General features: G+C 29.6%; 26 protein-coding genes. 13 read left to right on the top strand and 13 right to left on the bottom strand.

The genetic code is table 11. The features are described from left to right. The first annotated feature begins 208 nt into the window (after positions 1–208). Positions 209–3,022 carry a DNA polymerase I gene (polA, locus tag I1A51_RS03540; RefSeq protein ID WP_231373955.1) on the top strand — a complete coding sequence of 938 codons (2,814 nt, stop codon included), beginning with the start codon at positions 209–211 and terminating at the stop codon, positions 3,020–3,022. Between the two features lie 35 nt (positions 3,023–3,057). On the opposite strand, the gene I1A51_RS03535 is transcribed toward polA, so the two are convergent. Next, positions 3,058–3,504 (bottom strand): hypothetical protein, encoded by a 447-nt coding sequence (locus I1A51_RS03535; RefSeq protein WP_196891176.1) that lies wholly within the window; start codon positions 3,502–3,504, stop codon positions 3,058–3,060. An 86-nt stretch (positions 3,505–3,590) separates the two neighbouring features. Next, positions 3,591–4,163, bottom strand: coding sequence for a DNA-3-methyladenine glycosylase I (locus I1A51_RS03530; RefSeq protein WP_196891174.1), 573 nt, complete (start codon positions 4,161–4,163; stop codon positions 3,591–3,593). Positions 4,164–4,283: 120 nt separating this feature from the next. Here I1A51_RS03530 and I1A51_RS03525 point away from each other — a divergent pair, with 120 nt between their 5' ends. After that, the gene (locus tag I1A51_RS03525; RefSeq protein ID WP_196891173.1) at positions 4,284–4,730 is read left to right on the top strand and encodes a DUF6146 family protein; all 447 of its coding nucleotides are present in this window, start codon (positions 4,284–4,286) and stop codon (positions 4,728–4,730) included. Between the two features lie 95 nt (positions 4,731–4,825). Here the strand turns inward: I1A51_RS03525 and pckA are convergent, their stop codons facing one another. Further along, positions 4,826–6,427: a phosphoenolpyruvate carboxykinase (ATP) gene (gene pckA, locus I1A51_RS03520; RefSeq protein WP_196891171.1), complete on the bottom strand. Its 1,602-nt coding sequence runs from the start codon at positions 6,425–6,427 to the stop codon at positions 4,826–4,828. 39 nt (positions 6,428–6,466) lie between these two features. Beyond that, on the bottom strand, positions 6,467–6,838 hold the full coding sequence (locus I1A51_RS03515; RefSeq protein WP_196891169.1) for a DUF423 domain-containing protein: 372 nt from the start codon (positions 6,836–6,838) through the stop codon (positions 6,467–6,469). Positions 6,839–7,049: 211 nt separating this feature from the next. Between I1A51_RS03515 and I1A51_RS03510 the strand changes: the two genes are divergently transcribed. The 10 genes from I1A51_RS03510 (at position 7,050) to I1A51_RS03465 (ending at position 16,460) form a co-directional block, all read left to right on the top strand. Continuing rightward, positions 7,050–8,414, top strand: a complete 1,365-nt coding sequence (locus I1A51_RS03510) for a saccharopine dehydrogenase family protein (protein ID WP_196891167.1) — start codon at positions 7,050–7,052, stop codon at positions 8,412–8,414. A gap of 87 nt (positions 8,415–8,501) precedes the next feature. Continuing rightward, positions 8,502–9,281, top strand: a complete 780-nt coding sequence (locus I1A51_RS03505) for a DUF3050 domain-containing protein (protein WP_196891166.1) — start codon at positions 8,502–8,504, stop codon at positions 9,279–9,281. A 270-nt stretch (positions 9,282–9,551) separates the two neighbouring features. After that, on the top strand, positions 9,552–11,186 hold the full coding sequence (locus I1A51_RS03500) for a glutamate synthase-related protein (RefSeq protein WP_196891164.1): 1,635 nt from the start codon (positions 9,552–9,554) through the stop codon (positions 11,184–11,186). Beyond that, positions 11,183–11,548, top strand: a complete 366-nt coding sequence (locus tag I1A51_RS03495; protein ID WP_196891163.1) for a DUF1622 domain-containing protein — start codon at positions 11,183–11,185, stop codon at positions 11,546–11,548. The genes I1A51_RS03500 and I1A51_RS03495 overlap by 4 nt, the downstream gene beginning before the upstream one ends. Positions 11,549–11,579: 31 nt before the next feature. Next, positions 11,580–13,526 carry a thiamine pyrophosphate-binding protein gene (locus I1A51_RS03490; RefSeq protein ID WP_196891162.1) on the top strand — a complete coding sequence of 649 codons (1,947 nt, stop codon included), beginning with the start codon at positions 11,580–11,582 and terminating at the stop codon, positions 13,524–13,526. After that, on the top strand, positions 13,527–13,733 hold the full coding sequence (locus tag I1A51_RS03485) for a hypothetical protein (RefSeq protein WP_196891159.1): 207 nt from the start codon (positions 13,527–13,529) through the stop codon (positions 13,731–13,733). A 5-nt stretch (positions 13,734–13,738) separates the two neighbouring features. Continuing rightward, on the top strand, positions 13,739–14,176 hold the full coding sequence (locus I1A51_RS03480) for a hypothetical protein (protein ID WP_196891157.1): 438 nt from the start codon (positions 13,739–13,741) through the stop codon (positions 14,174–14,176). Further along, a complete protein-coding gene (locus tag I1A51_RS03475) occupies positions 14,167–15,201 on the top strand; it encodes a Rieske 2Fe-2S domain-containing protein (protein ID WP_196891155.1) in 1,035 nt (344 codons plus the stop codon). The genes I1A51_RS03480 and I1A51_RS03475 overlap by 10 nt, the downstream gene beginning before the upstream one ends. Continuing rightward, complete coding sequence (locus I1A51_RS03470) at positions 15,198–15,995, top strand: hypothetical protein (RefSeq protein WP_196891150.1); 798 nt, start codon at positions 15,198–15,200, stop codon at positions 15,993–15,995. Before I1A51_RS03475 ends, I1A51_RS03470 begins: the two co-directional genes overlap by 4 nt. Before the next feature lie 12 nt (positions 15,996–16,007). After that, complete coding sequence (locus tag I1A51_RS03465; protein ID WP_196891149.1) at positions 16,008–16,460, top strand: YHS domain-containing (seleno)protein; 453 nt, start codon at positions 16,008–16,010, stop codon at positions 16,458–16,460. A gap of 425 nt (positions 16,461–16,885) precedes the next feature. Here I1A51_RS03465 and pth read toward each other — a convergent pair whose 3' ends face one another. The 6 genes from pth to I1A51_RS03435 are packed head-to-tail and all read right to left on the bottom strand — an operon-like array spanning position 16,886 to position 21,894. Further along, positions 16,886–17,452 carry an aminoacyl-tRNA hydrolase gene (gene pth / locus I1A51_RS03460; protein WP_196891148.1) on the bottom strand — a complete coding sequence of 189 codons (567 nt, stop codon included), beginning with the start codon at positions 17,450–17,452 and terminating at the stop codon, positions 16,886–16,888. A 25-nt stretch (positions 17,453–17,477) separates the two neighbouring features. Next, on the bottom strand, positions 17,478–18,977 hold the full coding sequence (locus I1A51_RS03455; RefSeq protein ID WP_196891147.1) for a GH3 auxin-responsive promoter family protein: 1,500 nt from the start codon (positions 18,975–18,977) through the stop codon (positions 17,478–17,480). Beyond that, positions 18,977–19,849, bottom strand: a complete 873-nt coding sequence (locus I1A51_RS03450) for a M23 family metallopeptidase (protein WP_196891146.1) — start codon at positions 19,847–19,849, stop codon at positions 18,977–18,979. Before I1A51_RS03450 ends, I1A51_RS03455 begins: the two co-directional genes overlap by 1 nt. 44 nt (positions 19,850–19,893) lie before the next feature. Further along, the gene (gene nadD, locus I1A51_RS03445; RefSeq protein WP_196891144.1) at positions 19,894–20,472 is read right to left on the bottom strand and encodes a nicotinate (nicotinamide) nucleotide adenylyltransferase; all 579 of its coding nucleotides are present in this window, start codon (positions 20,470–20,472) and stop codon (positions 19,894–19,896) included. Positions 20,473–20,478: 6 nt separating this feature from the next. Further along, positions 20,479–21,048, bottom strand: a complete 570-nt coding sequence (gmk, locus tag I1A51_RS03440) for a guanylate kinase (RefSeq protein WP_196891142.1) — start codon at positions 21,046–21,048, stop codon at positions 20,479–20,481. Beyond that, positions 21,049–21,894: a YicC family protein gene (locus I1A51_RS03435; protein WP_231373954.1), complete on the bottom strand. Its 846-nt coding sequence runs from the start codon at positions 21,892–21,894 to the stop codon at positions 21,049–21,051. 165 nt (positions 21,895–22,059) lie between these two features. Here I1A51_RS03435 and I1A51_RS03430 point away from each other — a divergent pair, with 165 nt between their 5' ends. Further along, on the top strand, positions 22,060–22,479 hold the full coding sequence (locus I1A51_RS03430) for a hypothetical protein (protein ID WP_196891138.1): 420 nt from the start codon (positions 22,060–22,062) through the stop codon (positions 22,477–22,479). Here the strand turns inward: I1A51_RS03430 and murI are convergent. From murI to I1A51_RS03415, 3 genes are all read right to left on the bottom strand, one after another. Then, complete coding sequence (murI, locus tag I1A51_RS03425) at positions 22,466–23,260, bottom strand: glutamate racemase (RefSeq protein ID WP_196891136.1); 795 nt, start codon at positions 23,258–23,260, stop codon at positions 22,466–22,468. The genes I1A51_RS03430 and murI overlap by 14 nt on opposite strands. A gap of 66 nt (positions 23,261–23,326) precedes the next feature. Then, entirely contained in the window at positions 23,327–23,830 is a 504-nt protein-coding gene (locus I1A51_RS03420; RefSeq protein WP_196891134.1) for an OmpH family outer membrane protein, read from the bottom strand. 31 nt (positions 23,831–23,861) lie between these two features. Beyond that, positions 23,862–24,701 carry an OmpH family outer membrane protein gene (locus tag I1A51_RS03415; RefSeq protein ID WP_196891133.1) on the bottom strand — a complete coding sequence of 280 codons (840 nt, stop codon included), beginning with the start codon at positions 24,699–24,701 and terminating at the stop codon, positions 23,862–23,864. Between the last annotated feature and the right edge of the window lie 27 nt (positions 24,702–24,728).

Raw genomic sequence — 24,728 nt, 5'->3', positions numbered from 1 at the left:
TTTGAGAAATCTTTGGAAAAAATGAAAATTTAAAAATTTTATGATAAAAGAATTGGTTTTTAAATATAAAACTAAAATAATCTTCTTAAAACAAAACTTAACTTTCACTCAAACAAATAATCCAAACAAAATCTCTCTTAAATTTTCCAAGAATGAGTTAAAAACAATAAATTGTTTGTAGTTTTGAAAGTCTTGAACACTAAAAATTATGGAACAAAAACGTTTATTTTTATTAGATGCTTATGCTTTGATTTTCAGAGGGTATTATGCATTCATCAAAAATCCAAGAATTAACTCAAAAGGATTAGATACTTCAGCAATTTTAGGTTTTACAAATTCACTTTTTGAAATTATACGAAAAGAAAAACCAGATCATCTTGCTGTTGCTTTTGATAAAGGAGGTTCGGTTGCTAGAACGGAAGCTTTTGAAGCGTATAAAAGCAATAGACAAGAAACGCCTGAAGCGATAAAAATTGCAGTTCCATATATTCACAAGATTTTGGAAGCGATGCATATTCCAATTATTGAGAAAGAAGGATTTGAAGCAGATGATTTGATTGGAACTTTAGCAAAACAAGCCGAAAAACAAGGATATAAAACTTATATGGTTACGCCTGATAAGGATTTTGCACAATTGGTTTCAGAAAATATTTTTATGTATCGCCCAGCGAGAATGGGAAATGGAATCGAAATTTGGGGAATTCCAGAAGTACAAGCAAAATTTGAAGTAGAAAGTCCGTTGCAAGTAATCGATTATCTTGGAATGATGGGAGATGCAGTGGATAATATTCCTGGGCTTCCTGGAGTTGGTGATAAAACAGCTAAAAAGTTTATCAAGCAATATGGAAGTATGGAAAATCTTTTGGCAAATACACATGAGCTAAAAGGGAAGATGAAAGAGAAAGTAGAAGCGAATAAAGAGCTTGGAATTTTATCGAAAAAATTAGCGACAATCATGTTGGATTGTCCTGTGGAATTTCATGAAGAAAACTTTGAAATGTGTAAACCAGATTTGGAAAAATCGGTGGCAATTTTTGAAGATTTAGAATTCCGTAGAAATATTACCATGCTTCAAAATATTTATGGAGCGACAAATGTTCAAGCGAAAACAAATCAAGAAAACCCAAAAAAAGAAGCTCCGAAAAATACTTCTGGAACTTCAGATCAGTTGGATTTATTTTCGATGAACACAATGTCGGAAACAGAAACAGTTATTCCTTCGAAGTATAAGAATATTGAAGATACAGATAATTTATATCAATATATAAATACAGAAACAGCTTTACGATTTTTAATTTCAAAACTAGAAAAGCAAACAGAAGTTAGTATTGTTTTAGAAAAAAATACAAAAACTGGAAATCCAGCTGGAATTGCTTTTTCTTATGAGAAAGGAAAAAGTTATTATGTAGAATTACAAACGAAAAATTCCAATGAGATTTTAGAGCAATTAAAACCATTTTTTGAAGATGAAAAGATTTTAAAAATAGGTTTTGATTTAAAAGAAGTAATTAAAGTTTTACATGATTTTGATATTTCTGTAAAAGGAAATATTTTCGATATTACAGTTGCTCATTATTTATTACACCCAGATATGCGTCATAGTTTAGATATTTTATCAGAAGCATATTTAGAATATAAAACAATTGAGAAAGAAAGTCTTTTAGGAAAAGGAAAAAAGCAAATTACACTTCATGAAATTGCATTAGAAAAACAAACTTCTTTGGTTGCAGAACAAGCAGATGTGACTTTTCAATTAAAAGAGATTTTTAAAAAGAAATTAGAAGAAAATAAATTAACACAACTATTTGAAACTATTGAAATGCCTTTACTTTCTGTTTTAGCAAAAATGGAAATTGAAGGAATTCGATTAGATACAAATTCACTTAGTGAACTTTCAAAAACTTTAGAAAAAGACAGTAGTGAGCTAGCAGATAAAATTTATAAAGAAGCAGGAGAAGAGTTTAATATTGCTTCCCCAAAACAGCTTGGAGTTATTTTATTTGAGAAGATGAAATTATTGGCAAAACCAAAGAAAACGAAAACTGGTCAATATGCAACTTCCGAAGATATTTTATCAAAATTAGCAAAAGATTTTCCGATTGTACAAGATATTTTAGATTGGCGTTCTTTGGTAAAATTGAAAAATACTTATGTTGATTCTTTACCTAAAGAAATTAATCCAAAAACAGGAAAAATACATACTACGTACAGTCAAACCGTTGCTGCTACTGGGCGTTTGAGTTCTAATAACCCAAATTTACAGAATATTCCAATTCGAACAGAACAAGGAAGACAGATTCGAAAAGCATTTGTTCCGAGAAATGAAGACTATATTTTAGTTGCTGCCGATTATTCGCAAATTGAACTTCGTTTGATTGCAGATATGAGTAAAGATCCAACAATGATAGCTTCTTTTAATCACAACGAAGATATTCACCGTTCGACAGCTGCAAAAGTGTTTAAAATTCCTTTAGAAGAAGTTACAAGAGAACAGAGAAGTTATGCGAAAACAGTAAACTTTGGAATCATTTACGGAGTTTCAGCTTTTGGGTTGAGTAATCAGACAGATTTAACAAGAAGTGAAGCAAAGCAATTAATTGATACTTATTATGAAACATATCCGACATTGAAAGATTTTGTTGCAAAACAAATTGAATTTGCAAGAGAACATGGATATGTAGAAACTTTATTAGGTAGAAAACGATATTTAAAAAATATTCATTCACAAAATGCAATTGTTCGTTCGGCAGATGAGCGAAATGCTGTAAATACGCCAATTCAGGGAACTGCTGCGGATATTATCAAGATTGCAATGATTCGAATTCAAGAAAGGTTAGAAAAAGAAAATTACCAATCGAAAATGCTTTTACAAGTACATGATGAATTGGTTTTTGATGTTTTTAAACCAGAAAAAGAAAAAGTGGAGAAAATGATTCAAACAGAAATGCAAGAAGCTTTCAAAATTTCTGTTCCTTTAATTGTTGATATAGGAGAAGGACAAAATTGGCTTGAAGCACATTAAAATATCAAAAGAGAGGAAAATTTATCCTCTCTTTTTTATTTCGATTTACTCTTATTTAAATATTGATTTCTTGCTTTATCATAAAGTTCATCGTTGATATCATTATCGTAATTGAAATCATATAAAATCCATTGATCCTTTGCTTTATAAAATATAAATGTAAAAAGGATTGGCTGTCGATCATATTTCAAAACATAAGATTTAAGAACTAAAAAATCACTTAAGGTTGTAGTGATTAATTCTTCATAACCATTGTAATTTCCCATTTGAAGGATTTCATGGTTAATTCTTGATTGAATGCTAATCAACCCTTTTTTATTATTTGTTAACCATTCATTTGTATTAAAAATATCATTTAAAGCTTTTTCTCTATCCGTTTTATAAGTTGAAAAAAAGTTATCCAACATATTTGTGTAATTACTTTGAGAAAAAACAGGTTTTGATATAAAAACAATAATTAAAATTAGAAATATTTTTTTCATGATATTGAGAGTTAAATAGTTCTAATTAAAATTATTGCTTTTGTTTTTGAAGTGTTTAAAAGGGAAGTTAATGTTTTGTTATAGTATTATTTTTTTACTTCTTCATATTTAAAACAATCCGTTGTATGATCGTTTACCATTCCTGTTGCTTGCATGTGAGCATATACAATTGTAGAACCGACGAATTTGAATCCGCGTTTCTTCAAATCTTTAGAAATTTTATCTGAAAGTTCTGTTTTAGCAGGAACATCTTTTATGGATTTAAAACGATTTTGAATTGGTTTATTGTTTACAAAAGCCCAAATATATTTTGAAAAACTTCCAAATTCTTTTTGTACATCCATAAAAGCTTTTGCGTTTGTGATTGCTGCTTTTATTTTTAATTTATTACGAATAATTCCCTCGTTTTGTAAAAGCTCTTCATATTTTGATTCATCATATTCAGCAATTTTTTTATAATCAAAATTGTCAAAAGCTTTACGGAAATTTTCTCTTTTTTTCAAAATGGTAATCCAACTTAAACCAGCTTGAAAACCTTCTAATGTTAGAAATTCAAATAAAGTTTCATCATCATAAACAGGAACTCCCCATTCTTTGTCATGATATTCTTTATATAAGGCGTCATCCGAAACCCAATTACATCTTTTTTTAGTTTCCATCGTTTATTTATAATATTTTCTTAATTAATAATAAATTCACATTTTATAATTTTTTATTTCACTGTTTATTAGGAAATTAGATTATATTTTTTTAATTTCAATAATGTAAACACAAAAGTTATGCGAAAGGTATTGTTTATTTTTTTAATGCTATTGCTTTATTCTTGTGGATCAACCAAAAATAATAATTCTACTGTAGCGAATGCTGAAAATGCTGCTTCTACAAAAGTTTCTATTAATCAAACAGACGATCCTGACGATAAAGATGGAGATGGAGATGATATTGAATATCAGATAGATTTTTACGACCCTGGCTTTCAACCTTATTTAGAGACAATCGCAAAACCGAAAGGGTATTATAGTTTAAGTTATTTGGAAAATCACAACGTTCAATACGTTGCTGAATGGAACATTAGAGTAAACCAACCTTTCAAATACAATCCAAATATTTACCAAGACCAAATTCAATATGATCCATCAATTGATTATGGTTATGATGTAAATTGGGAATTATATAATTTCTTCCAATATATGATGAATAAATATAATTTCGATTTAGGATATTAAATAAGATATTTCATTTTCTTCGTGTATTTCTATAAAAAAACCTCTTCTATTACTGACGTAATAAAGAGGTTTTTAATTTTATATAAGTTTTAAAACTATCCTATTTTAGGAGCTCCAGCTAAGATTTCATCATTAGCATATTCTTTGAATTTCTCAAAGTTTTTATGGAATGATTCCGCTAAGTGTTTTGCTTTTTCAGTATAAGCTTCTTTATCTTCCCAAGTGTTAATTGGATTTAATACTTCCGTTGGAACACCTTCACATGAAGTTGGCATTGCTAATCCAAAGATTGGGTGCTCTTCAAATGGAACATTATCAAGTTTTCCTTCTAAAGCATCAGTAATCATTGCTCTAGTATATTTTAAACTCATTCTGTGACCAATTCCGTAAGGACCTCCAGTCCATCCAGTGTTTACTAACCAAACATTTACTCCAGCTTCAGTCATTTTTTTACTTAACATTTCAGCATATCTTGTTGGGTGTAATGGCATAAACGGCGCACCAAAACAAGCAGAGAAAGATGGTTGTGGCTCTGTAACTCCAGCTTCAGTTCCAGCAACTTTTGCAGTATATCCAGAGATAAAGTGGTAAGCAGCTTGACCAGGAGTTAATTTTGAGATTGGAGGCAGTACTCCAAACGCATCAGCAGTTAAGAAGAAAATATTTTTAGGATTCTTTCCAATAGATGGAACTTGAATATTTTTAATATGATCGATTGGATAACTTACACGAGTATTTTCAGTGATTGATGTATCAGTAAAGTCAACTTCATTTGTTCCTTCTTTAAAGATAACATTTTCTAATAAAGCTCCTTTTTTGATTGCATTGAAAATATCTGGTTCTTTTTCAGCAGATAAATCAATAACTTTTGCATAACATCCACCTTCAAAATTGAAAACTGTGTTATCATTTGTCCAACCGTGCTCATCATCTCCGATTAATTTACGGTTTGGATCTGCTGATAAAGTAGTTTTTCCTGTTCCAGAAAGTCCAAAGAAAATAGCTGTTTGACCATCTTCTCCAATGTTAGCAGAACAGTGCATTGGTAAAGTATCTTTGAAAACTGGTAAGATAAAGTTTAATGCAGAGAAAATTCCTTTTTTGATTTCTCCTGTATAACCAGTACCTCCAATTAAGATTACTTTTTTCTTGAAGTTTAAAATTGCAAAATTATGTTGTCTTGTTCCATCTTCTTCTGCATCTGCCATAAAGAAAGGTGCTTGAAGAATTGTCCATTCTGGAGTAAAGTTTTTAATTTCCTCTTCTGTTGGACGTAAGAACATATTATTAGCAAAAATACTTGCCCATGGTAATTCCGTTACAACACGGATATTTAATCTATATCTTTCGTCAGCACATGCATAAACATCTCTTGCATATAATTCTTTCCCTGAAAGATAAGCAACAACTTTGTCGTATAGTTTATCAAATTTCTCTGGATCAAATGGCTGGTTGATATTTCCCCACCAAACCTGATCTGTTGTAATGTCATCCTTTACAATAAATCTATCCATAGGAGATCTACCAGTGAATTCACCAGTATTTACTGCCAAAGCTCCTGATAACGCCTCACGACCTAATCCTTTTTCCAAGCAAATTTTTTGTAACTCTTCAGGTTTTAAGTTCCAATGTGTAGTTGCATTCTTGATTCCGTAATCTTCCACAGAAGCATTTACAGATTTTACTATATTTTCCATTAGTTGTGTATTAAAAAATAAAGAACCAAAATTATAAAATTATTTTTTCTTAAGGAAAGAAAATAACATATATAACCATCCAATTGTTAATAATACACCTCCCAAAGGAGTTATAAACCAGATACTTTTTGCTGGAATGTGTGCTAAGTAGATTAAATATATAGATCCTGAGAAAAATAAAATTCCTAAGAAAAATAAAATGTTTAAGATTTTTTTAGTCTGAAAATTAAATTCTTTATAAGTGTTTGTAAATAAAAGAACTAAAACATGGAACATTTGATATCGAACAGCTGTTTCAAAACTGTTTAAGGCTTCTGGAGAAAGTTTACTTTTCAATGCGTGAGCTCCAAAAGCTCCTAGAATTATTGCCAATGCTCCAACGAAAGCAGTAAGCGTTAAGGCTTTTTTCATAATTATGTCGAAAATCTAAAATTGAGGGTAAATTTAATGAATATTAGGTTTTTAATCGTTTTTTTTGCGAATAATTTAATGAAAGTGATTTCGTTCTAAAACGATTTATTTTCAAATAGTTATTAAGGTTTTCTAATATTTTCTTGTTTTTTATATAACAAATATTTATTTTTTGTAATTTCGTAAAGATATTAAATAACCCTTATAAAAAATGAAAAAAATACTGATTATTGGAGCAGGAAGGTCATCTTCGTCGCTAATTAATTATCTTTTAAATAAATCAGAAGAAGAAAATTTAGTAATAAAAGTTGCAGATGTTTCTAAAGAATTAGCAGAAGAAAAGATTCAAAATCACAAAAATGGAATTGCTGTTTCTCTAGATATTTTTAACATTGACGAAAGGAAGAAAATAGTGCAAGAAGCTGATATTGTTATTTCTATGCTTCCTGCAAGATTACACCTAGAAGTAGCAAAAGATTGTTTGGAGTTTGAGAAAAACTTGGTTACAGCATCTTATATTTCCGATGAGATGAAAGCCTTAAATGAAGAAGTTACTTCAAAAGATTTGATTTTTATGAACGAGATTGGATTGGATCCAGGAATTGATCATATGAGTGCGATGCAAGTCATTGATAAAATTCGTGATGAAGGTGGAAAAATGCTACTTTTTGAATCATTTACTGGTGGATTAGTTGCTCCTGAAAGTGATACTAATTTATGGAATTATAAATTTACTTGGAACCCAAGGAATGTTGTTCTTGCTGGACAAGGTGGAGCTGCAAAATTTATCCAAGAAGGAAAATATAAATACATCCCTTACCACAAATTATTTAGAAGAACTGAAATTCTAAATATTGATGGTCATGGAAAATTTGAAGGGTACGCAAATAGAGATTCTCTAAAATATCGTGAAGTTTATGGTTTAGAAGATATTTTAACGCTTTATCGAGGAACTATCCGTAAAGTAGGTTTTTCTAGAGCATGGAATTGTTTTGTGCAATTAGGAATGACAGATGATACTTATATTATGGAAGGTTCTGAAGATATGAGTTATCGTGATTTTACAAATTCTTTTTTAAGTTATAATCCTCATGATTCTGTAGAATTAAAGCTTCGTTCTTATCTTAAAATTTGGCAAGATGACAATATGTGGGATAAATTTGTTGAATTAGATTTATTTAACCCAAATAAAAAAGTTGGTTTAAAAGAAGCAACACCTGCACAAATTTTAGAGAAAATTCTTACAGATAGTTGGAAACTTGCTCCTGAAGACAAAGATATGATTGTGATGCTTCATAAATTCGGTTACGAATTAAATGGAGAAAATCACCAAATTGAATCTAGTATGGTTGTAAAAGGTGATGATCAAATCTATACTGCAATGGCGAAAACTGTTGGTTTACCTGTTGCTATTGCTGCATTAAAAATATTAAAAGGAGAAATTAAAACTCCAGGTGTACAACTTCCAATTACCAAAGAAGTATATACACCGATTTTGAAAGAACTTGAAGAATATGGAATTATTTTCAATGAAAAAGAAGTTCCTTATTTAAGTTATAATCCAGAAATAGAATAATTCTATTAAAACAGTTTAAATTTATTGGTTTGAATAAAAGTTTGTAATTAATTTTGCATTCGATTATTCAAACCATTTTTTTTACAAATGAATTATTTAGAAGAATTAGAAAAGGAATTAGCTCCATATAGAAAACAATTAATCGAACATAATTTATATCAAAACATCAAAACAATTGAAGATGTTCAAACTTTCATGGAATATCATGTATATGCTGTTTGGGATTTTATGTCTCTTTTAAAATCACTTCAAAATTTGTTGACATGTACAACAATTCCTTGGACTCCAAAAGGAAATCCGATTACAAGACGATTTATTAATGAAATTGTTCTTGGTGAAGAAACAGATGTAGATGCAGATAAAAATCCAGTTAGTCATTATGAAATGTATATTGACGCAATGCTGGAAATCAAAGCAAATGCTATTTCGATTGTTCAATTTGTAAACAAAATTCAAAATGGCGCTTCTTATCAAGAAGCTGCAATTTCTGTGAATTTAGAAAAAAGTATTTTAGAGTTTTTAGATTTTACTTTTGATACAATTAAATCTGGAAAATCTCATGTGATTGCTGCTGTTTTTACTTTTGGAAGAGAAGATTTAATTCCGGATATGTTTACTGAAATTGTAAAAAATATTGGTTCTGAAACAAATACTTCTATCGAAAAATTGACTTATTATTTGGAAAGACATATCGAATTAGATGGTGATGAACATGGACCAATGTCATTACAAATGATTTCTGAATTGTGTTTGAATGATGTTTCTAAATGGCAGGAAGTAAAGGAAGCAAGTATTTTAGCTCTTCAAAAAAGAATTCAACTTTGGAATGCAATTGAAAAAGCAATTTCTGAAAAAGTAACTTTATAATATAATTGGAATGTAGCTCCCTTTTCTTTCATAAATTACAGAAAAGGTCGGGCTTTCCATTTCAAGTTTTTCATTTCAAAAAAAGAATTTCTAAGCAATCCGTGGGCTTCTTCTAGTCGCCTCCTTTTGCCAAGAAATTCTAATTTTGAAAAAGAAAAAGCTTTCCATTTCAATCCCTAGCTTAATTAAATTTTATTTGTAAAATATTGATAATGAGATTGTTAATATTTTTTTGTATCTTTCTTAATAACAACTTCAAATGCAGTTATTATGAAAGAAAAATTACTAAAACTTGCAGTCATATCTGAATTACCACTAAAAGAGCCACAACACGCTTTAGTTTTAAATACAGATTTAGTAATTATAAAATATGAAGAAGGAATTTCTGTACTTTATGGAAGATGTTTACATCGAGGAGCTTTATTAGCAGATGGCTCTATTGAAGGAAAAAATTTAGTTTGTGGCGTTCATAATTGGGATTACAGATATGATAATGGAGTAAGTGATTATAATAACGCAGAAAGACTTCATAAGTTTAAAGAATATATAAAAGGAGATATTCTTTATATTGATGAAAATGAAGTTTTAGAATTTGAAAAAGAGAATCCTCAGCGATTTGATAGAGATGTTTATCATGGTGCCTATCGTGATACACATCCAGAAGATACAGAACCATATACTTTATATATTCAGGAATTAGCAAAACATGGACTTTCACGAGTTGGAAAACATGGATTTACGGTTTCTATGGGTGTTGATAGAAATACACTTCCGCAATGGACGGATTTACAATTTCTACCTGCACAATTAGCTCAAAGACCTTTATTAGATGATGAATTAGTAAAAACGGAAATTGTTATTGGTAAAAAAGCTAAAAAACCATTGCGACTTTCGATGCCGATTTTTGTTTCAGATATGAGTTTTGGAGCGCTATCTAGAGAAGCAAAAGTAGCTTTGTCTAAAGGTGCAGAAATGGCAGGAACAGGAATTTGTTCAGGAGAAGGAGGAATGCTGCCAGCAGAACAAGAAAATAACTCCAAATATTTTTATGAATTAGCTTCTGCAAAATTTGGTTTCTCTTGGGAAAAATTAGACAATGTACAAGCTTTCCATTTTAAAGGAGGACAAGGAGCGAAAACAGGAACAGGAGGTCATTTGCCAGGAAATAAAGTAAGTATGGAAATTGCAGAAGTTCGTGGATTAGCAGAAGGACAATCTGCAATTTCACCAGCAACATTTCCCGATTTTCATGGTGTAAAAGACTTTAAAGACTTTGCTAAAAAAGTTCGAGAAAGAACTGGAGGAATTCCAATCGGATTTAAAATTGCAGCAAGTCATTTAGAAAAAGATATAGATTTTGCTTTAGATGTAGGAGTGGATTATATCATCTTAGATGGTAGAGGAGGAGGAACTGGAGCAGCACCTTCAATATTAAGAGATAACATTAATGTTCCTACAATTCCAGCTTTAGCTAGAGCAAGGCATTATTTAGATGCAAAAGGAATTAAAGATGTTTCATTGATTATTACTGGAGGATTGAGAACTGCAGAAGATTTTGCTAAAGCTTTGATGCTTGGCGCAGATGCAATTGCAGTCTCAAATGCAGCCTTACAGGCAATTGGATGTTTAGGAATGAGAGCGTGTAGTACGAATAATTGCCCTGTAGGTGTTGCAACTCAAAAAGAATCTCTTCGTTCACGAATTATTATCGATGAATCAGCAAAACAACTGTATAATTATTTTATTGCAGTAAATGATTTAGTAAAAGTGATTGCTAGAGCATGTGGTTATGATGATGTAAATAAGTTTAATAAAAATGATTTATCTACTTATAATTATGACATGCATCGTTTGACAGGAGTAAAATATGCAGGAATGCTTAATAAAGGTTATTATTTATTATGAGTATTGCTGTTTTTGAATATTTGGATGAATTAAGTGATATCGTAGATATCATCGGAATTATCATTTTGATGTTTGGTTTTTTAAAAGGAATTATAGAATTGATTAAGACAGAATTTAAAACCATGACAAAAAAAGAGAGTTTCTATACTTCAATTCAAACACTTCGTTCAAAAGTTGGACTCTATATTTTACTTGCTTTAGATTTTTTAATTGCATCTGATATAATCGGATCTGTTGTGCATAAAACAAAAGATGAATTATTTAAGCTAGCAATTGTTATAGTAATCAGAATAATCATAGGATATTTTTTAAGTAAAGAAATCACAGAAATAAGAGAATACTCGAAGGAAAATTCAGAATAAATCATTTTAAAACACTTGTAAATTTCAGAAAATGGCTAAAAATATTACTTGGTATAAGGTTTTAAATCATACAAATGAACTACCAGAAGGAAGAGTTAAAACAGTAACGGCTGATAATCAAGGAATATGTTTGACGCATTTTGAAGGAAAGATTTCAGCATTGGATAATAAATGTCCACACCAAGGAGGACCATTGGGAGAAGGATCGATTGAAAATGGAATGTTGCGTTGTCCTTGGCATGGTTGGGATTTTCATCCTTGTACAGGTTTACCTCCTGGGGGATATGATGATGGGATAAAGACATTTCCAGTGAAAGAAGAAGATGGGGCTATTTATGTGGGAATTGAACCAAGAAAGCCAGCCAAGAAATCGATATCAGATGTCATGGTAGAAACGATGATTAATTGGGGAGTTACAAGTGTTTTTGGAATGGTTGGTCATTCTAATCTTGGATTAGCAGATGCTTTACGGAGAGAAGAAGAGTTAGGACATTTAAATTTCTATGGAATAAGACATGAAGGAGCTGCTGCTTTTGCAGCTTCAGCTTATGGAAAATTAACAGGAAGACCAGCAGCTTGTTTTACAATTGCAGGTCCTGGAGCAACGAATTTATACACAGGAATGTGGGATGCAAAAGTAGATAGAGCGCCACTTTTAGCTTTAACTGGTCAAGTTGCAACACAAGTTGTAGGAACAGGAAATTTTCAAGAAGTAGATTTAGTACAAGCTTTTAGTTCTGTTGCAGAATTTAATCATAGAGTTCAAAAAGATAGCCAACATGGCGAATTAATGTCATTAGCAGTAAAACATGCTATTTTAAACAGAGATGTTTCACATTTGACTTTTCCTGATGAAATTCAAGAAATACATAAAAAAGGAAGTGAGCCACAAACACCAAATGGTAGAATGGCAAATCCGAAAATTGCGCCTCCAGAAGAAGCTTTAAAAGATGCTCTACATGAAATTAATAAAGCTGAAAGACCATTGATTATTATGGGACATGGGGCGAGATTTCATAAAAAAGCAATAATTGAATTTGCTGAGGTTTTAAAATGTCCTGTAGTAACAACATTTAAAGGAAAAGGATTAATTCCAGATACACATCCTCTTGCCGGAGGAGTTTTAGGAAGAAGTGGAACTCCGATTGCATCGTGGTTTATGAATGAATGTGATTTGATAATTGTTTTCGGAGCCTCTTTTTCTAATCATACAGGAATTACACCGAAGAAAAAGACAATACAAGTTGATTTTGATCCATTAGCATTAAGTAAATTTCATAAAATTGATGTTCCAGTTTGGGGAGAAATTTCGACAACTGTTGCTTTATTTAAAAAAGGATTACACAAGAATTTTAAGTCAAAAAACCATATAAATGAAATAGCTGAAAGATGGAGAATTTGGCGAGAAGAAAAGAAAAAAAGACTATTGGAAACTTCAGATAAAGGTGTAAGCTCTATTAAAGTTTTCGACACAATGAATAAATATGCTCCCGAAAATGCTGTAATGTGTGTAGATGTGGGGAATAACGCATATTCTTTCGGGAGATATTTTGAACCCAAAAATCAAGATTTTTTAATGTCAGGTTATTTAGGTTCAATAGGTTTCGCTTTGCCTGCTTCTATAGGAACATTTGCAGCAGTTGGAACTTCAAGACCTATTGTTGCTGTTGCTGGAGATGGTGGACTTTGTCAGTATTTGGCAGAAATCACTACTTTGGTGAAATATAATATGCCAGTAAAACTGATTATTCTAAATAATTTTGAGCTTGGTAAAATATCAAAAGAACAAAGAGCAGGTATGTTTGATGTATGGAAAACAAGTTTGACAAATCCGAATTTTGCTGAATTTGCTGAAAATTGTGGTGCTTGGGGAAAACGAGTTACTCAAGAAGGTGAGGTAGAAAATGCAATGGAGGAATTGTTTGCTATAAATGGACCTGCTGTTTTAGAAATAGTAACAGATGTAAATTTAGTGTAGATGTTGATTAGTATTATTTCCATTTTTTTAAAAATTCTTGCAGTCTATTTTGGATTGGGGATTTTATTTGGAATATATTTTCTTATTAAAGGAGCAACACAAATTGATCCGTTAATGAAAAATAGTAAATGGATTGTTCGTTTGCTTTTATTTCCTGGAGTAGTTGCAACATGGATTTGTTTAGTTCCAAAACTTTTTAAAAAATAAAAATTATGAATGCTGGATTACGAAAAAGGCATCTGATATTTTGGATTTTGATTCTGATAATTTTGCCAATTATTATGATTCGAGCAAAAATTAATGTTCCAAAACAACCAATTGAAAATAAAACATATTTAGAGGTAAATAAACAAAAACCAGTGTTGATTAAAGAAATTAACGACATGAATGATGGTTTGAAATTTAATTTTAGAGGGGATAATGACAAGCAAATTTCACAATTAGAAGTGATTCTTGTAAAACCTTTAAAAGATGCTTCTTCAACGTTATTTGAATTAAATTATAACGATGAAAAAGGAACATATATTGGAGAGTTGAGTCAAACAGGAGTTTATCGTTTTCCTATTAAAAATCAGCGTTTGTATGGAGTTTTGATTTTTGATGAAATTAAGAATGATGTAGTGATTAAAAAAGTATTTCAATGGGATTAAATTATCAATTAGTTTTATGGAACAAGAATAAAAAAGTGTATGATAGATATATTCTGTTATTTGTGCTTTTGTATTTAGTTTTGTTTTGGGCGATTACTTTAATCACTAATCGAAATACAACTCTAGAAACCTTAACGATTCGCTCTTCGGGAACTTTAGCAATTTTATTATTGCATATTATTTTAAGTATTGGACCACTTGCGAGAATAAATACAAAATTTCTTCCACTTCTTTATAATAGAAGACATTTAGGAGTAACCATGTTTTTGATTGCTTTAATTCATGGTGGGTTTTCGATTTTTCAATTTCATATGTTAGGAGATGTTAATCCAATTTATTCTGTTTTTACTTCTAATTTAGATTATTCTTCTTTACATGATTTTCCTTTTCAAGTTCTAGGATTTATTGCATTATTAATTCTTTTTGCAATGGCTGCAACAAGTCATGATTTCTGGTTAGCAAATTTATCCGCGAAAACTTGGAAAGCACTTCATATGCTAGTTTATGTTGCTTATGCTTTAATTGTTTCACATGTTTTTTTAGGAGCTTTTCAACAAGAAACTTCTCCTTATATGCCTGCATTAATTGGTATTGGATTTGTGATTTTAGTGATTTTACATATAACAGCAGGAATTAAAGAAGTACGAAAAGATAGACAAACATATAAAGCTTCAGATACAGATTGGAAATATGTTTGTGAAATAGACGAAATTGAGGAAGATAGAGCAAAGATTTTTATTGTTGATAATGAGAGAATTGCCATTTTTAAATATGAAAATAAATTGTCTGCGATACACAATGTTTGTAAACATCAAGGTGGACCGTTAGGTGAAGGGAAAATTGTGGATGGTTGTATTACTTGTCCTTGGCACGGTTATCAATATTTACCACAAAATGGACAATCTCCGCCGCCTTTTACAGAAAAAGTTGCGACTTATCATGTGAAAATAGAAGATAATAAAGTGTATGTTTTACCAAAAGCATTGGAGGAAGGAACAGAAGTTACACCAGCAATTATTAAATGATGAAGAAAGATGAGTTTTACATAGGTTATATTGATAATGTACCACCAAAAACAAAGAAAAAACTGAAAATTACAGTATACATTTTACTGATTGTGGTGATTTTATTTGCTATTGTATTTAGTTTATTTCAGAATAAATTTAAAAATAGCACATTCGAATTGACAAATATTTCTGAGATTACAGGAACTTATCATAATAACCCTTATCCAAGTATTCGAATGGAATTACAACCAAATGAATATAAAAATGTATTGTTATTAGGTTTTGGGAAATTTGGAGCTGAAAAAGACATTAAAAACATTGAAAATAGATTAATGTCAATTGAAGGCCAAGAAGTTTCTATCAAAGGAAATTTAGTGTATTACAATGGAAAAACTTTATTACAAGTCGCAGATTCAGATGAATTTCCAGTAAGTAAAAAAGAAAGTCAATTGCCTGAAAGAACTATAAATTCTTTAGGAGAAATAGAAATTGAAGGAGAAATAATTGATCCGAAATGTTATTTTGGAGTAATGAAACCTGGATTTGGAAAAATCCATCGAAGTTGTGCAGTTCGTTGTATTTCTGGAGGAATTCCACCTGTTTTTACAACAGTTAATAAAGAAGGAATTTCAGAATATTTTATGATAACTGATGCGAAAGGAAATAAAATTAATCACGACATACTAGAATATGTTGGACAACCTGTGAAAGTAAAAGGGGAGTTGGAGCAGTTGGACAATTGGTTTATTTTAAAACTTAATATAGAAGATATTAAGCTTTTAAAGGGAAATTCAAAAATTTATTCAAATTAAAAAAGTAAAATCATGAAAAAAGGTTTATTTCTATTATTATTTTTAGGAAGTATTTTCACAACATTCGCACAAAAAATCGATTATAATACTTCAGGAGGTTACATAGCAGACGGATATGATGTTGTTTCGTATTTTAATAATAAAGCTGAAAAAGGTTCAAAAAAATATCAAACAACGCATGATGGAGTGAAGTATAAATTTACTTCTCAAGCACATTTAGATACTTTTAAAAGCAATCCAAATAAATATGTTCCGCAATATGGAGGATGGTGTGCATACGCTTTAGGAGCAAAAAATGAAAAAGTAAGTATTAATCCTAAAACTTTTGAAATTAGAGATGGGAAATTATATTTATTTTATAATTCTTGGGGAACAAATACATTAAAACTTTGGGAAAAAGAAGGACCAGAAAAATTGAAAGCACAAGCTGATAAAAACTGGGAAGCTAAAAAATATAAAAAGTAAAATTAGAAAGTAAAAGAAGAAAGAAATCCTATTAACGTGCCAGAATTAATAGGATTTTTTTAGGTTAAATTCAATCTATACTCGATAGTAATAATACTCTTTTTACGCCATAGCAATCCTTTTTAGCTTAAATCACAATAACGTTAGACGCTATCAAATTATATCAGTAATACTCTCTTTCTTAGAATTTGATACTAAGAAATACAATTTTTGCATATCAGGGTTACGGTTTTACCGTAATATTTAATTTTTAACTTTTTTAGTTTAAAATATTGATAATCAATTAATTAAATATTGTTATGCGTGCATACAATGATATAAATCAGGAAAAAAAACATAAAAAAAACGCTAAATTGATAAAATTTAACGTTTTAGCTTACCATTTTCAGGCAAAAATTAAGCTTTTTTCGACCTAAAAAAAGGTCCTATTTTCCATTAAAACTGTTCATTGTATTTGCTAATCCAGCAGTTCCAAAAGAACGAATTGCTTGTGCAGAAGTTTCTAATTTTTCAATTAAAATACTTTGCTCTTCTTTTGACCATTCTCCTAATACATAATCCACTTGTCTTCCTTTGCTATAATTATTACTAATTCCAAAACGGAAACGAGTATATTGCTGTGTATTTAGTTTGTCATTAATGTCTTTTAAACCATTATGACCTCCATGACTTCCTTTTCCTTTTATTCGAATTGTTCCGAATTCAATATTTAAATCATCTAAAATAATTAAAACATTTTCTAAAGGAATTTTTTCTTTATCCATCCAATATTTCACAGCCTTTCCACTTAAGTTCATATAAGTATTAGGCTTTAAAAGAATAAAAGTTCTTCCTTTAAAACGAAAAGAACAAACATCTCCAAGTTTATCCGTTTCAAAAGAAATATTTTCATCTTTTGCTAAATAATCAACTATTTTAAATCCAATATTATGTCTTGTTTCTTTGTATTTTTCTCCAATATTTCCAAGACCAACGATTAAATATTTTTTCATTTTATAATGAAATTTACTTTAGTTTTTAATCCTCAATAATATAATTTTCTAATACATCAGCTATTTTTCTGTTATCAGAAAGTTGAGGAATTTTGTTTTGTCCACCAAATTTTCCAATAGATTTCATGTATTCATGAAAACCACCTTTTTTAATTTTTCTAACAATAAGTGAACGTAATATATTTCCTTCTAACAAATCAAAATAATAAATATTCTGTTTTTGCATAGAAGCATCAATTTTTAATGCAAACTCTTCTAAGTTTTCTGGTTCCTTCTCAAACTCGATAAACCATTCATGATATGGTAAACCCTCTTTAGGATTTACTTGAGGAGCAACAGTGAATTCACTAATATTAATATCAGTTCCTTCAATAGCTTCTTTTAAAGCTTGTTCAACTTCTTTCCCAATTACATGTTCTCCAAAAGCTGAAATAAAGTGTTTAATTCTTCCAGTAACTTTTATTCGATATGGTTTTGTAGAAGTAAATTCAACAGTGTCTCCGATATTATATCCCCAAAGTCCAGCATTTGTATTTAAAATAATCACATAATTCACTCCAACTTTTACATCTTTTAATGAAATTCTGGTCGGATTTTCATCAAAGAATTCTGCTGCTGGAATAAATTCATAAAAAATTCCTCCATCTAATTGTAAAAGCATTCCTTTTTCTTTTTGAGAATCTTGATATGCGATAAAACCTTCCGAGGCAGGATATAATTCTATATAATCTACTTTTCTTCCGATTAAGCTTTCAAATTTATTTTTATAAGGTTCAAAATTAACACCTCCATAAATAAAGAAATTGAAATTAGGAAACAGTTCAGAAATTGATTTTCCTGTTTTTTCATGAAGTTTTTCAAAATACATTTGTACCCAAGATGGAATTCCACTGATTACAGACATATTTTCGTTTACAGTTTCTTCTACAATTGCATCAACCTTAGTTTCCCAATCTTCAATACAATTCGTTTCCCAACTTGGTAATCTATTTTTTTGAAGATATTTTGGAACGTAATGTGCAACAATTCCACTTAATCTTCCTAATTGAATTCCATTTAAATTATCTAAAACTGGACTCCCTTGAAGGAAAATCATTTTTCCATTTACAAAATCAGCATTACCAGTTTCGGCAATATACATTAAAAGTGCATTTCTTGCAGCTTTAATATGAGAAGGCATCGATTCTTTAGTAATAGGAATATATTTTGCTCCAGAAGTTGTTCCAGAAGTTTTTGCAAAATAAATAGGTTTACCTTTCCAAAGAATATCACTTTCTCCATTTTTTATTCTTTCAACATAAGGTCTTAAACCTTCATAAGTTTGTACAGGAACTTCTTTTTTGAAATCTTCATAAGTTTTGATTTCTCCAAAATGATGATCCTTTCCAAAAGCTGTATTTTTAGCTCCTTCTATTAATTCCTGAAAAACTTTTTCTTGTGTTTTAATAGGATTATTAGCCCATTTGTAAACTTTTTTAGAAACTATTCTAGCAAAAGGAATTGCAAAAATTGACTTTAAACTCATTATTCAAAATCTATAAAATTAATAGGATTTACTGGGAAACCTTCATTCCATAATTCAAAATGAAGATGTGGTCCTGTAGATAATTCACCTGTAGAACCAGCTGTAGCGATTACTTCTCCAGATTTTACTAAATCACCTTGTTCTTTTAATAAAGTAGCATTGTGTTTATAAACAGAAATAAAACCATTTGCATGTTCAATAATGATTACATTTCCTGTCTGAGAAGTCCAATCTGCAAAGATTACAGTACCTTCCGCAGCAGCTTTTACTGGTGTTCCTTCTGTTACTGCAATATCAATTGCATAATGTTTTTCTTCTGGATTATATTGATGAGAAATTGTCCCTGAAATAGGAGAAAAGAAGACAATTCCAACATCTTTTTTTGCTTCATCAAATAAATTGAAACGTTTTTCGCTTTCTACTTTTTCTCTAAAAACAGAATCTAATTTTGAAGCTTTTACTTTAAAAGGAGTATCTTTTAAATCAATTATTTCATTCGTTTTTTTATAATATTCTTCAATATCTTCCTCTCCTCTTAAAATTGGTAAAAGTTTGCTTATTTTCTGATTTGTTAAAGCAGATTCTCTTTCCAGAGAGTCTAATTTAATTAGAAGATTTGAAGTTTGACGTTTTAATTTTGTCGAAGTATAACCAGGAATATATTCTCTAATTGGAGTAAAAGCAATAAGAAAGATGGTACCAACAATTAAAAGAATTGAAAAAAGTCCACCAAAAATAAAAACATTTAGTCGAGTTAATTTAAGGGATAATTTTTCTTCAAAGTTATCATCATTTAAAATAACCATTCGGTATTTGCTGGTTAATTTACTTTTTAAAGATTTTTCTTTCTTTGGAGCTTGTTTTTCTTCCATGATTGCAAAGAATATTTAAGGTTTCAATCAGAGGTGATTTTTTATTATTTATAAAAATTCATCAAATCTATATATTCCCAAACTTTTTTAGGAACTAAAGGTAGAATATTTTTGTTTTCTTTAACAGAATTTCGCACAAATGTTGATGAAATCTGAACAATTGGCGCATCTATTTTATGAATTTTAGAATGGTTAACAAATTCTTCCTTTATTTCATTATGATCAATTCTTGGATACACATAAATATGGTGATTGTTTAAAATTTCATCATAATTTTTCCATTTATGAAAAGTGTTTAAATTGTCTTCTCCCATAATTATGCTAAAATCATGTGATGGAAATTTTTCTTGAATGTGTACAAGTGTATTAATCGTATAATTAGGTTGTGGTAATTTAAATTCGATATCAGAAACTTTCAAATGAGGATAATCTTCTAAAGCTTTATAAACCATTTCTAACCGATGATGATTGTCTAAAAGCGTACTTTTTTTCTTTAGTGGATTATGTGGTGTAACAACCATCCAAACTTCGTCCAAATCAGAATATTGTTGCATATGATTTGCAATGATAATATGTCCAATATGAATCGGATTGAATGTTCCGAAATATAAACCTATCTTCATGTATTTCTATTTTACAAAATCAGAAACTAATTTATATGCATCTACTTTTGCCACATCCAAATCATCATTGATTAAAATTGTGTCAAAATCAGTTTTATATTGCATTTCTTTTTCGGCTTTAGCCACACGTTCCTTTATTTTTTCTTCAGTTTCTGTTTGTCTTCCACGCAATCTTCGTTCCATTTCTTCAATTGAAGGTGGTTGTACGAAAATTGCAAGCGTTTGCTCAGGAAATTGTTTCTTAATATTTAATCCTCCAATCACATCAATATCAAAAATGACACTCTTCCCTTGTGCCCAAATACGTTCTAATTCTGACTTTAATGTTCCGTAAAAATTATTTGTATAAACTTCTTCCCATTCTACAAAATCATTATTTTCAATGTGACTTTTAAATTCATTTGCAGAGATAAAATAATAATCTTTTCCATGAACTTCATTTGGTCGTTTGTTTCTTGAAGCAGCAGAAATAGAGAAATCTAATTTTAATTCTTCTTGTTGTAATAAATGACGTACAATGGTTGTTTTACCAGAACCTGATGGCGCAGAAAATACGATTAATTTACCTTTTTCCATTTATAGAACGTTTAAGTTTTGTTCTTTGATTTTTTCTAATTCATCTTTCATTTGAACCACCAATTTTTGCATAGGAGCAAAGTTTGATTTCGATCCCATTGTATTAACTTCTCTTCCGATTTCTTGTGAAATAAATCCTAATTTTTTTCCATTCGATTCAGAAGTTTCTAATTCTTCAATGAAATATTTTAAATGATTTTCCAGACGAACTTTCTCTTCGTTTATGTCTAACTTTTCTAAATAATAGATTAATTCTTGTTCAAATCTATTTTCATCAACTTTTACTTCTAATTCCTCTAAAGCTTTACGTAATTTTTGTTTTACATGAACCATTCTTTCTTCATCTACTTCAATTACTTTTTCTAATAAAGATTGAATATTATGGATTCGTAAATTAAAATCTTTAATCAAAGCTTTTCCTTCATCTACACGATAAGTTACAATATTTGAAACCGCAATTTTGATATGATTTACAATTTCACTCCACTCTGTTTCATCCAACTCTTCTCTTTCCGTTTTTAAAGCTTCTGGAAGACGCATCGCCATTTGAAGCATTTCTAAATCCGAACCATGAGAGATTTGTTTTAACTTAGATATATATTGCTTCACAGCAACTTCATTAATTTGTGAAGTTAATTCTTCTCCTGTATTATCCACATAAATCGAAAAATCTACTTTTCCTCTTGTAAGTGAAGAAGCCAAAAGCTTACGAATTTCCAATTCTTTTTCTTTGTAATAAGAAGGAATTCGAACGTTAATATCTAAATTTTTACTATTTAAAGATTTTACCTCAATAGTAATTTTCTTTGTTGGTAATTGTAGTATGGATTTACCATACCCAGTCATTGATTGTATCATTCTAAATTGAAATAAAAGTACGCAAAGTTACACAAATTATAGAGAATGGAATAGTTAGTTAGCTATCTAATATGAACTGATGATTTCTCTATTTATATAAAAAGTTATTTAAAAATATTGTTATTTTCGTGATTTAAGCAAAAAAAATGTTTTATGATCAAAAAAGGAGAAACTTTAGGAGCGAAGAAAAAGATATTTAATTATCAAATAAGTCAAGATGGTTCCATTTGTATATGGAGAAAATTTAAAAGTGATGAGGAGCCAAGATCAGATATTTTTTCTAAAGAAGAATTAAAACATATTTTTAAAAAATTAGAAAAACTTGGAAATCCATTTTTTCTAGCAAATTCTGTTAGTAAATTAAAAGATGGAGAAGAGAAGGAGGGAATTGGTAAGATAGTTTATGATTATGAAATGAATCAGAATTCTACAACGAAAGCACAAGCAACTTCTCAGTTAGTCGCAATTTTTTATGAATTAGGAATTCTTTCTACAAATGGGAAAAAACGAAATATAGAATTTACATTACATTCTAATTTTGAAACTTATTTACAGAAAATTAAAAAGCTTTAAGCGCAATATTTTTATTTGAAATATCCTTTAAAAGATTTTCCAATGTATCTATATTTTGATTGGAATAAAAATGATGGTATTTTTTTTCTGTTGTATTTTGGTTTAATAATGATTCTTGATTTAAAATATTAAAAGTTTGCTTTGCAACGGCTTTTCCAGAATCAATAATCTTAATTGAATTACCAATAATTTCTTGAATTTTATTCTTTAAATAAGGATAATGTGTACAACCTAAAACAAGATAATCCACTGGGAATTCTGTGATTTTTCCTAAGTAATTTTCCAATAATAATTGCATTTCATCCGAGTCAATTTTTCCTTGTTCAATTAATTGAACTAAACCATTTCCAGCTTGTGCATGAATTTCAATATTTTGATTGTATTTAGAAGAAGTGTTTAAATACATTTCACTTTTTAAAGTACTTTCTGTTGCCAAAATACCAACATGTTTACTTTTTGTATTAATCAAAACAGGTTTAATTGCAGGTTCAATTCCAATAAAAGGGATCGAATATTTTTCTCGTAAAACTTGAATTACATTTGTTGTTGCAGTATTACAAGCAACGATGATTAATTTTACATTTTGTTGTAATAAAAATTCAGTATTAATAATACTACGCTCAATGATTTCATCAATAGATTTTCTACCATAAGGTGCATTCTTATTATCTGCTAAATATATCGTATTTTCTAACGGAAGTAAATTATTTACATCTCGCCAAATAGTTGTTCCACCAACACCAGAATCAAAAATACCAATCGGATTTATAGTCTTATTCATAAATTACAACAATAAAAAAACTCGCTTATAAAAAGCGAGTTTAAATATATAAAATAAATTGTTTTCTTATTTTATTTGGTTGTATTTTGCAACAACTGAACTAGAAATATCTTCACCTCCAGCATAGTGTAAAGCTGTTTGCTCTAATACGAACTCAATTCCTTTTTCTTTTGCAACGTCTTTGATTGCTTGGTTTACCTTCTCGATAATTGGTTTTAATAAAGCATTACGTCTTTCAGCAATATCTTTTTCAGCAGCTAAAACAGCTTCTTGTAATCCTCTTTGTTCGTTTTGAACTTCAATAGCTCTTGCTTGATTCTCAGAATCTGTTTTACTTACAGCTTCAGCTTCGTATTTTTTTACTTTAGCTTCTAAAGCTTTTCCTTTTTGTTCTAACTCATCTTGATAAGATTTACTTAATTGCTCTAACTGAGAAGTCATAGTTTTAGTCTCAGGTAATTCCGCTAAAATTTTATCATAATTGATGTAAGCTAGCTTCTGTGCTTGAGCCGTTAAACCAAAACCAAAAGTTAGTAAAGCAACTATTAAAAAAGATTTAAATTGTTTCATTGTATATTTAGTATTAATTTAATATTCAAATTTATTTATCGTCATTTGCTTGCTTCGCTTGTTCTTCACGAGCTTTTTGAGCTTCTTCGCGTTTCTTTCTTAATTCTTCTTGTTTCTTCAATCTAGCTTGCTTTTTAGCTTCGATTGCTTTTTTCATTTCTTCACGTTTTTTCTCACGTGCTTCTTTTTGCTTACGAATACGTTCTTGTAATTCTTCTTGTCTTTTCTTTTTAGCATCTTCTCTCGCTTGTGCTTTTGCAGCAGCTTCAGGAGAAAGTCCACCATTACTCTTAGCTTTTGCTTGTTTTGCTTTTATAGCATTTCTTTTATCTTCAACAGCTTTCTTCTTTTTATTTCTAGAAATACTTTGAATTACAAGCTCGCTAATATCATACTTTTTGTTTGTATAAAGCATGATTAAATCTTGAGAATTATCAAATACAATATCGTATTTTTTTCTTTTGGCAATTTCCTGTACAGAATTAAAAATTAAATCTTGAATAGGTTTTACCAACTGTCTTCTTAAAAGAAATAAATCTCCTTCAGGACCAAAATAGTCATTCTCCATCTTCTTGTATTCTTCAAGTAAGATTTGGATATCTTCTTCCCTTTCTTCAATTAAATCTTCTGTTAACAATGCTCTTTCATTATTCAATTCAGTTTTCATTACAGAAATTTCTTCATTTTTCTTTTCTAATTTCTGTCTCCAACTTTGAATTTTTTCATCTAGCTGACCTTGTGCTTTTGTATATTCAGGAACATTTTGCAAAATATATTCCATGTCAATGTAAGCTATTTTCTGAGGTTTTTGAGCAAAAACAACAGTACTAGATATAACGATTATAAAGGTTAAAAGAACTTTTTTGATCATAACAAATGAAATTTTAGAAAATATCGT

It is taken from the genome of Aureivirga marina (genome assembly GCF_015767265.1).
In the GTDB taxonomy this organism is placed as follows: domain Bacteria; phylum Bacteroidota; class Bacteroidia; order Flavobacteriales; family Flavobacteriaceae; genus Aureivirga; species Aureivirga marina.
This window is presented reverse-complemented; position numbering and strand designations above follow the sequence as displayed.